The 2,139-nt window shown below is 67.1% G+C and carries 2 protein-coding genes; both read left to right on the forward strand.

What is annotated here, in order from left to right; all coding sequences use genetic code 11:
* The first annotated feature begins 167 nt into the window (after positions 1-167).
* Entirely contained in the window at positions 168-1,394 is a 1,227-nt protein-coding gene (locus AB1578_23520) for a thiolase family protein (protein ID MEW6490868.1), read from the forward strand.
* A 114-nt stretch (positions 1,395-1,508) separates the two neighbouring features.
* A partial coding sequence (locus AB1578_23525) for a methylmalonyl-CoA mutase family protein (GenBank protein ID MEW6490869.1) occupies positions 1,509-2,139 on the forward strand: 631 nt, incomplete at its 3' end.

The raw sequence follows: 2,139 nt of genomic DNA on the forward strand, positions 1-2,139 counted from the left end.
AACTGCGCAGCGCGTGGGGGCCGGGATCCAGGAGGGTGGACCGTGCACAGCGGTGATTGTCGGGTAACAGTGACTGGGCCCCGGCCTGCGCCGGGGTGACGGAAAGACAGGGAGCAGGGTCTGGCCGGCTTGCGACACAGCCTGGTCGGTTGAACGGGAGGAGCATCATGCGCGAGGTGGCGGTGGTCGGGGTCGGGATGACGAAGTTCGGGAAGTACCTGGATAAAGGGATCAAGGACCTGGTGCGCGAGTGCGTGGAGGAGGCGCTGGGGGACGCGGGGGCGGCCGGCAAGGGAGAGATCGAGGCGGCGTACGTGGGGAACTGCCTGGCCGGCCTGATGACCGGGCAGGAGGCGATCCGGGGGCAGGTGGCGCTGAGCGCGGTGGGGATCGACACGATCCCGATCTACAACGTGGAGAGCGCGTGCGCGAGCTCGTCTTCCGCGTTCAATCTGGCGTGGACGGCGGTGGCGGCCGGGATCCACGACTGCGTGCTGGTGGTGGGAGTGGAGAAGCTCTACCACCGGGACAAGTCGAAGTCGTTCCAGGCCCTGGGGACCGCGGTGGACTTGGAGAAGTACCTGGAGTACTTCCGCATGGCCGAGGAGCGGATCGGGGGCGGGAAGATCTTCGGCGCCGGGGCCGGAGAGAAGCGCAGCATCTTCATGGACATGTACGCGTTTCTGGCGCAGGGGTACATGAGGAAGTACGGGCTCACGCAGGAGCACTTCGGCAAGCTCTCGGTCAAGGCGCACCGGAACGGGGCGATGAACCCGCACGCGCAGTACCAGAAGGAGGTGACCCTGGAGGAGGTGCTCCACTCGGGAGACGTGGTCTATCCGCTGACGCGGATGATGTGCGCGCCGATCGGGGACGGGGCGGCCGCGGCGGTCTTGTGCGCGAAGCCGCAGGCGGCCCGCTACACGACGAAGCCGGTCTGGGTGGCGGCCTCGGTGGTGGGCAGCGGCAAGATCGTGTTCGACACGGGCGACTCGGTGACGCGGCGGATCGCGCCCAAGGCGTACGAGATGGCCGGGATCGGGCCCGGGGAGGTGGACGTGATCGAGGTGCACGACGCGAGCACGCCTTCGGAGATCATCTTCCTGATCGAGCTGGGGATCGTGCCGGCCGGAGAGGCGGCGAAGTGGATCGACGAGGGCCGGCTGGAAGTCGGCGGCAAGAAGCCCTCGAACCCGTCCGGCGGGCTGACCTGCAAGGGGCACCCGGTGGGCGCGACCGGGTGCGGGATGATCTACGAGGTGGTGAAGCAGCTTCGGGGGGAAGCGGGCAAGCGGCAGGTGGCGGGGCCGCCCCGGGTGGGGATGACGCACAACGGAGGCGGCATCCTGGGGATCGACGCCGCCTCGATGACGCTGCACGTGTTCAAGCGATGAGTCGAAATTCCCCCTTGGAAAGATCAGAGAAGGCGCCGATGGTTTCTTCTCCCCTCTTTGCCCGGAGCGGAAAGAGAGTCGGAGAGGGCTGTACGTGCAGGAGGAGGTAGTGACATGTGGAGCCGAGAGCAGCTGGAGGAGATCCGCAAGCGGAGCGAAGAGTGGGACCGGGGTCTGGCCGGGGCGAAGGAGAAGCGGCCCGAGGAGGCGTTCGTGACCGACTCCGGGATCCCGGTCAAGCGGCTCTACACGCCCTGCGACGTGGAGGGAATCGACTATCTGAAGGACGTGGGCTTCCCGGGCGAGCCGCCGTACGTGCGCGGGATCTACCCGACCATGTATCGGGGCAGGTCCTGGACCATGCGGCTGTTCTCCGGCCACGGCACCCCCGAGGAGACCAACCGGCGCTGGAAGTTCCTGTATGAGAACGGGGAAACGGGGTTCAGCGCGGCGGTCGATGCCTTGACCTTCAACGGTCTGGACCCGGACGACGCGCGCGGCGATCTGGAGGTGGGAACGACCGGGGTGCCGCTGTACTGCCTGGAGTCGATGTTCGCCTTGACCGACGGGATTCCGCACGACCGGGTGAGTGTGGCGCTGGTGACCGAGCCGTTCTCCTCGGCGCCGATCTGCGCGATGTACTTCAACTGCTGCACGGACAAGAGGCTGGATCTGGCGGCGGTGCGCGGGACGACCCAGAACGACATCCTCACGCAGACGCTCGGCTACGTCCCTTACAAGAACG

The sequence above is a fragment of the Thermodesulfobacteriota bacterium genome, from assembly GCA_040756475.1.
Classification (GTDB): Bacteria; Desulfobacterota; Deferrisomatia; order Deferrisomatales; family JACRMM01; genus JBFLZB01.